The sequence below is a fragment of the Salipiger sp. genome, assembly GCF_059781815.1.
Genome location: NZ_JBYNAH010000015.1, coordinates 7,392 through 14,578, shown reverse-complemented (window position 1 = coordinate 14,578; position 7,187 = coordinate 7,392). Strand labels below are relative to the sequence as shown.

Genomic DNA, 7,187 nt, shown 5'->3' with positions numbered 1-7,187 from the left:
CGTCCCGCCGCCCCGGCGCGCCGCCCCGGGGCCCCGCCGGGCGCGCCCCGGGCCGGGTGATCGTGCTGGCCTCGGCCTCGGGCAAGCGCGTGCTCGGGCTCAACGCCGGCTACCAGATGACCAAGCACGCCGCGGTGGCGCTCTCCCACGCCGCGCGGCGCGCGGGCTGGGATCAGGGCGTGCGCGCCTGCGCCGTCTGCCCCAGCTTCGTCGCCACCGATCTCACCCTGCGCCACGACCTGCCGCGCCACGAGATCACCCAGCCCGAAGACCTCGCCCGGCTGGTTGCCGATGTCGTCACCCTGCCCAACACCGCCAGCGTCTCCGAGCTGGTGGTGAACTGGCGCTACGAGCCGGGGCTGTGATGCGGCCCTATGTCGACACCGTCGAAGGCGATGCCGCGCTGCCGGGCGCCGTCGATCTCGCCATCATCGGCGGCGGCATCATCGGTTGCGCCGCCGCCTTCTGGGCCGCGGAACAGGGCTTCCGCGTCGTCCTGATCGAGAAGGGCCGCATCGCCGGCGAACAATCGAGCCGCAACTGGGGCTGGGTCCGCCGCATGGGCCGCGACGCCGCCGAGTATCCGCTGGGCATCGAGAGCCTGCGGATCTGGGACACGCTCAAGCAGCGCACCGGCCATGACACCGGCTTTCGCCGCACCGGCATCGTCTACACCGCCCAGACCGACGCCGAGATGACATGGATCGAGAGCGTGGCGCAGGATGCCGAGACCTTTGGCATCGGCGCGCGCCGCCTCACCGAGGCGCAGCTGCAGGAGCATTTCCCCGGCGGCACGGTTCCGGCCCGCGCAGGCCTGCTGACCGCCGATGATGGCCGCGCCGAACCGGCGCTCGCCGCCCCCGCGCTGGCAAAGGGCGCCCGCGCCAGGGGCGCCGCGATCCTCACCAACTGCGCCGTGCGCGACATCGAAACGAAGGGTGGCCGCGTCTCGGCGGTGCTCACCGAGCGCGGCCGCATCCCCTGCGGCGCGGCGATCCTCGCCGGGGGCGCGTGGTCGCGGCTGTTCCTCGGCAATCTCGGCGTGTCGCTGCCGCAGCTTCGGGTGCGCGGCTCGGTGATGCGCACCGAACCGCTCGAGGGCGGGCCGAAATACGCGCTCGGCAACGGCCAGTTCGGCATCCGCCCGCGGCTCGATGGCGGCTACACCATCTCGCGCCGGGGCCGCGCCAAGGTACAGATCACCCCCGACAGCTTCCGCCTGCTGCCGCATTTCATGAAGAGCCTGAAGGAGCATCGCGGCGAGGTCTCGCTGACCCTCGATCGCAGCCTCTGGGACGGGCTGGTGACGCCGCGCCGCTGGAGCGCCGACAGCGTGACGCCGTTCGAGCGCTGCCGCGTGCTCGATCCCGAGCCGCAGCACGCCATGCTCGACCAGGCGCTGCGGGCGGTGACCAAGGTCTTCCCGGCCTTCAAGGATGTGAAGATTGCTGAAAAATGGGGCGGCATCATCGACGTGACCCCGGACGCGGTTCCGGTGATCGATCACGCCGTGCAGATCCCCGGACTGGTGATCGCCACCGGCTTTTCAGGGCACGGCTTTGGCATCGGCCCAGCCGCCGGCCAGCTGGCGGCAGAAATGGCTTTGAATCAAGAGCTTCTGGTCGATCCGACGCCGTTCCGCCTGTCCCGCTTCGGGGCGCTGGCGGGGGCGGCACCCCAAGCGGAAGCGGCGGAATGAGCGGCTGACAAATTCCCTTTATCGGCCCGCAAGCCGATTGAATTGGACCCTCGGGGCAGCGCCCCGTTCACTGAACGTCAAGATCGACGGACAAGATGACAAGGACATGACGGCATGATCGAAAAGATCCGCATCGCAGAGCTGACCTCGGAAGAGGCGCGCCAGGAACTCACCTCGGAGGCGGTGGTGCTGCTGCCCATGGGCTCGCTCGAGGATCAGGGCATCCACGCGCCGATGGGCGATTACATGGCCGCCGACCTGATGGCGATGGAGATCGCCAAGGCGGCGCGCGAAGACGGTGTTCCCACTTTCGTTGCGCCCGTCATCCCATTCGGCGGCAAGGATTATTTCGAATCGAGCCATGGCGGCATCTCGATCTCGCATGCCACGCTCTGCGGCATTCTCGACGACATGTTCGGCTGCCTCGAGCGGCACGGCATCCGCAAGCTGATGATCGTCAACGGCCATGGCGGCAACGTCCCCGCGATCACCGAGGTGGCGCTGCGCTGGCGCCAGAAGGCAGGGCTGTTCATCCCGTCGATGTATCTCTGGCAGGTCGCCTATGGCGAGCTTCCCGCCCTCATCGGCGCCGACAAGGCCAAGGCCAGCTCGGGTCATGGCGGCGACCCGCTGACCTCGGTCGGCCTGCATTTCTACCCCGACCTGATCCGCGCCGACATGATCAAGCCCGCCCCCACCGGCAGCGAGATCAAGGGCATGGCGATCGGCGGCTTCTCGTCGGTGGTCTATGACGGCGCCAAGATCCAGGCGCCCATCGAAGCGCTCGAGGCGACCGCGACCGGCGCCTATGGCTGCGACCCCACCCTGTGCTCGGCCGAGACCGGCGACGTGCTCGTCAAGCGCCTCGCCGCCATCGGCGCCGGCCTCGTGCGCGACCATGTCGCCAAGGGGCTGCACGACTGACCCATCACCAAGACCGGCCAAAGCCGGCAAACCCAACTGTCAACACGGAGGTTCTCCACATGAAAACCAAGACACTTCTCGGCCTGGCCACCGGCCTTGCCATGATCCTGGGCGGTGCCGCCCACGCCGAAACCACCTGGAAGATGGCGACCAAGATGCCGGTCGACAGCCCCGAGGGCCAGGTGTTCCAGAAATTCGCCGATCTGACCGACGAGTATACCGGCGGCGAGCTCAAGATCACCGTCTATCCCAACGAGCAGCTCGGCAAGGAGAACGCGGTTCTCGAGCAGCTGCAGGCGAACATCATCCAGATCTACGCCGAGGGCTACAGCTACATGAAGAAGTGGGAGCCGGCGCTTGACTGGACCTCGCCCGCCTTCGCCTTCGACGATTACGACCACTGGGTCCGCTTCATGAACTCGGACCTCGTCAAGGGCTGGTTCGACAACGCCGCCTCGCAGGCCGGCGTGCGCCCGCTGGGCGATCCGACCCGCGTGCTGCGCGGCCCGTTCCGCGTGACCGTCTCGAACGTGCCCGTCACCACCGCCGAGGATTACCAGGGCCTGAAGCTGCGCATGCACGAAAGCAAGAGCGCCATCGAGACCTGGGACGCCATCGGCACCGAGGTGATCACCCTGCCCTGGACCGAGGTCTACCAGTCGATCTCGAAGGGCATCGTGCAGGCGGTGAACTCGCCCATCGCGCTGGTCGAGTCGATGCGCTTCAACGAGGTTGCGCCCAACATCGCCCGCATGGACGAGTACTGGCAGTCGATCGGCTTCATGGTCAACGAAAGCGCCCTCAACGCGCTGGACGAAGAGACCCGCGCGGGCCTGCTCAAGGCCTACGACGAAGCCGGTGCCATGTCGCAGGACCTGATGTTCTCGGTCGCCGATGAGAGCATCGAGCGCATGGTCGAGGCCGGGGCCACCTACACCGTGCTCGACACCGCGCCGCTGGTCGACACCATGAAGGCCTATTACGAGGCGCAGGACGAAGCCGGCGCCCTGCCGGAAGGCCTGCTCGACACCATCGAAGCAACGCGGGTCGCCCAGTGACCCCGTTCGACTACGCCCCCGAGAGCCCGCTTCAGCGGGCTCTCAACCGGATCGACCGGCTGAACTGGACGCTGGGCGGCGCCTTCCTGTGGATCTCGAACGGCTGCCTGCTGGCGATGCTGGCCCTCACCACCGCCACGATGATCCTGCGCCCCATGGGGCTCGCGCCTTACTGGCTCTGGCCCTGGACCATGGTGTTCTTCATCTGGCTGAGCTTCTTCGGCTTCTTCGCGCTCTATGCCCGGCTCAAGGACGTGCGCATCGATTTCATCGCCGAGCGCATGGGATCGTTCGGCATGCTGATCACCCGCATCGTCTCGGACGCCGCAACGCTGCTCGTGACCGGCGTGCTGCTGCTGCAGGTCCCGAAGGTCATCGCAACCTCGACCGGCATCTATGACGGCGCCACCCTGCCCATGGGCACCGAACTGCCGCGCCTTGCGCTGTCGGTTCCGCTCTACATCTCGACCCTGCTCGTGGCCCTCACCGCCGTTCTCGACATCGCGAAGCTGGCGGCCGGGATGCCCGAGAACGTCACCGACCATCACCCGGAAGTCTGACTTATGGCCTGGATCCTCTTCGGCACCTTCATCGCGCTGATCCTGCTGCGCGTGCCCATCTCCATCGCCATCGGCACGGCGACGGTTCTCACCTTCATGACCTCGGATTTCTCGACGGCGCTGCAGATCATCCCGCAGCAGATGCTCGAAGGGGTCAACAAGGCCTCGCTGACCGCAGTGCCGTTCTTCATCATGGCCGGCAACCTGATGAACGCCACCGGCGTGACCGAGCGCATCTTCGCCTTCGCCAACGCGCTGGTGGGCCACCTCAAGGCCGGTCTGGCGCAGGTCAACATCCTGTCCTCGATGATCTTTGCCGGCATCTCGGGCGCCGCCGTGGCAGACTGCGCGGGCCTTGGCGCCATCGAGATCAAGGCGATGCGCGAGAACGGCTACAAGCCCGATTTCGCCGCCGCGATCACCGTGGCCTCCTCGGTCATCGGCCCGCTCATCCCGCCCTCCATCGGCCTCGTGCTCTATGCCTTCCTGGCGCAGCAATCGATCGAGCGGATGTTCCTCGCCGGCCTGATCCCGGGCATCCTCGTGGGCCTCGCGCTGATGATCTATGTGCGCATCCGCGCCCAGTTCCAGGATTTCCCGACCCAGCCGCGCGCCACCGTGCGCGAGGTCGCGGGCACCGCCAAGCACGGCTTCCTGGCGCTGGTCGCCCCGGCGATCATTCTGGGCTCGATCATGTTCGGCTTCGTCACCGCCACCGAGGCGGGCGTGCTGGCCTGCATCTACTGCATCGGCATCGGCATCTGGTACAAGGAACTCACCTTCCGCGCCTTCTTTGCCGCGCTCAGCGACACCGCCATGATGACCGCCGTGATCATGATCATCATCGCCTTCTCGATCGCGATGGGCTGGCTCTTGGCCATCGACCAGACGCCGCAGAAACTGGCGGACTTCACCTTTTCGCTGACCGAGAACAAGAATGTCTTCCTCGCGCTGCTGCTGGTCTTCATCATCCTCGTCGGCTGCGTCGTCGAGGGCGTGCCGGCCAAGCTGATCCTGGTGCCGACGCTGCTGCCGCTGATCGACGCCTACGGCATCGACCGGGTGCATTTCGGCATCATCATCCAGCTCGGGCTGCTGATCGGCATCGCCACGCCGCCGATGGGCATCGGCCTCTACATCGTCGCCGAGGTGGGCCGCGTCCGCTTCGAGAAGGTGACGATGGCGGTGCTGCCGATGCTGCTGCCGCTCTTCGACGTGCTCATCCTGCTGACCTACGTGCCGCAGACCGTGACCTTCCTGCCGGACCTGATCCTCGGGCCGCAGAACTGATCTCCTGACACAAAGACCCAAGAAGGGACCTCCCATGTCCAACCTCGTCTACAAGCTCAACCCGATGCCCGAGAAGATCCCGCAGGAGAAGCTCGACCGTCTCGCCAAGCTCGAGACCGCCACCATCGGCCACTTCTACCACTACGGCTTTGCCGCCCCCGCGATCCAGCCGGTGCTGCCGGGCAAGGTCGTCGTCGGCACGCTGGCGACGCTGGCGATCCCGGGCCTCGACTCGACGCTGCTGCACCATTGCCTGAGCCAGTGCGGCCCGGGCTACTTCCTCGCCGTCGACCGCCTTGGCGACACCAAGTACGCCTGCTGGGGCGGCGGCGTGACCCGCATGGCGGCGATGATCGGCCTTGAAGGCGGCTGCGTCGACGGCCCCCACACCGACACCGCCGAGATCGCCGAGCAAGGCTTTGCCATGTGGTCGCGCGGCGCCTCGCCGGTCACCACCCGGCTTTACAACACCGGCGGCGGCTTCAACGTGCCGGTCTCGATCGGTGGCGCGGCGGTTCTGCCGGGCTACGCGGTGCTGGCCGACGATTGCGGCGTGCTGTTCATCGCGCCCGAAGACCTCGACGAGGTGCTCGAGCGCGGTGAATTCCTCACCGAGCGCGGCCGCGTCAACGAGGCCAAGATCACCGGCGGCACCCATCTCGGCGAGATGTCGGGCGCCAGCAACATGGTGAAGGCCAAGCTCGAGGGCTGAGCCCTAGAGATCGACGAAGGAGCTGTAGCGCCCATGGTCCCCGCACCACGCCCGTGCCGCCTCGCGCGACAGCTCGAGCACCGCGCCCACCTGCTTGCGGCGGGCGCGGTTGGCGTGGGTGCAGGAGACATGCAGCGGCGCCAGCCCTTCGGTGGCCGCGATCTCGACAACCTGGCCGCTGGCGATCTCGGTCTCGAGTGCCGCCAGCGGCAGCGCCGAGGCGCCGTAGCCCCGGCGCACCATCTCGCAGATCGTCGAGAGCGCGTTCCCGTAATGCCGCGCCGCGCTGCGCTCGGCCATGTTGTCGACGTAGTCGGCCACCGGATTGAACAGCGGCGAGGTCTTCGGATAGTGCACCAGCGGCAGCGCCCGCAGCGCATCCGGGCTCATAGGCTGTTCGCAGCCCTTGATGACATCGCCATGGGCCACCCAGCCGACCTCGTAGCGCACCGCGAAATCGGCGCCGCGGGCGCGGTCTCCGGTGGCGGTGAAAGCGGCATCCAGCGTGCCCGCCTCGACCAGCCGCCGCAGCTGCAGGTCCGAGCCCACGTAGATATCGAACATCATCTCGGGCGCCTCGCGCGCCACGCTGTCGCGCAGGAGCGGCCCCCATGTAAGCGCCGCCATGCCGACCAGCCCGATGCTGACGCCCTGCTTGTGCCGGTCCTGCAACCGGCCCAGCATCGCCTCGCGCAGATTCAGGAACTGAACCGCGAATTCCGCAACTTCCAAGCCCTGATCGGTGAGCGCGAAGCCATTGGCCTCGCGGTCGATCAGGGTCTTGCCAAGATCTTTCTCAAGCGACGTGATGCGCGCCGAGACCGCGGGCTGCGTCAGCCCGAGATACTCGGCCGTCTGCCGGTGGTTTCCGAACTGGCTCAGCCAGTAGAAGGCCTCGAGCTGCTTGAGATTCATTCCCATTCCCCAAAGATGACCGACCCAAA

8 protein-coding genes are annotated in these 7,187 nt (G+C 67.2%); 7 read left to right on the top strand and 1 reads right to left on the bottom strand.

What is annotated here, in order from left to right:
• The 7 genes from AC6RA4_RS03160 to AC6RA4_RS03130 all read left to right on the top strand — a co-directional run.
• Positions 1-365, top strand: a 365-nt coding sequence (locus AC6RA4_RS03160; protein ID WP_500157320.1) for an SDR family NAD(P)-dependent oxidoreductase, incomplete at its 5' end; no start/stop codon positions are given.
• Entirely contained in the window at positions 365-1,699 is a 1,335-nt protein-coding gene (locus AC6RA4_RS03155; protein WP_500157352.1) for an NAD(P)/FAD-dependent oxidoreductase, read from the top strand. The genes AC6RA4_RS03160 and AC6RA4_RS03155, both read left to right, overlap by 1 nt.
• Positions 1,700-1,813: 114 nt before the next feature.
• Positions 1,814-2,623: a creatininase family protein gene (locus tag AC6RA4_RS03150; RefSeq protein WP_500157318.1), complete on the top strand. Its 810-nt coding sequence runs from the start codon at positions 1,814-1,816 to the stop codon at positions 2,621-2,623.
• Positions 2,624-2,682: 59 nt separating this feature from the next.
• Positions 2,683-3,681 (top strand): TRAP transporter substrate-binding protein, encoded by a 999-nt coding sequence (locus tag AC6RA4_RS03145; protein ID WP_500157316.1) that lies wholly within the window; start codon positions 2,683-2,685, stop codon positions 3,679-3,681.
• Positions 3,678-4,241 carry a TRAP transporter small permease subunit gene (locus AC6RA4_RS03140; RefSeq protein WP_500157314.1) on the top strand — a complete coding sequence of 188 codons (564 nt, stop codon included), beginning with the start codon at positions 3,678-3,680 and terminating at the stop codon, positions 4,239-4,241. Before AC6RA4_RS03145 ends, AC6RA4_RS03140 begins: the two co-directional genes overlap by 4 nt.
• Before the next feature lie 3 nt (positions 4,242-4,244).
• Positions 4,245-5,531, top strand: a complete 1,287-nt coding sequence (locus AC6RA4_RS03135; protein WP_500157312.1) for a TRAP transporter large permease — start codon at positions 4,245-4,247, stop codon at positions 5,529-5,531.
• A 34-nt stretch (positions 5,532-5,565) separates the two neighbouring features.
• Positions 5,566-6,243, top strand: a complete 678-nt coding sequence (locus AC6RA4_RS03130) for an RraA family protein (RefSeq protein WP_500157310.1) — start codon at positions 5,566-5,568, stop codon at positions 6,241-6,243.
• A 3-nt stretch (positions 6,244-6,246) separates the two neighbouring features.
• On the opposite strand, the gene AC6RA4_RS03125 is transcribed toward AC6RA4_RS03130, so the two are convergent.
• Positions 6,247-7,158: a LysR family transcriptional regulator gene (locus tag AC6RA4_RS03125; RefSeq protein ID WP_500157308.1), complete on the bottom strand. Its 912-nt coding sequence runs from the start codon at positions 7,156-7,158 to the stop codon at positions 6,247-6,249.
• Between the last annotated feature and the right edge of the window lie 29 nt (positions 7,159-7,187).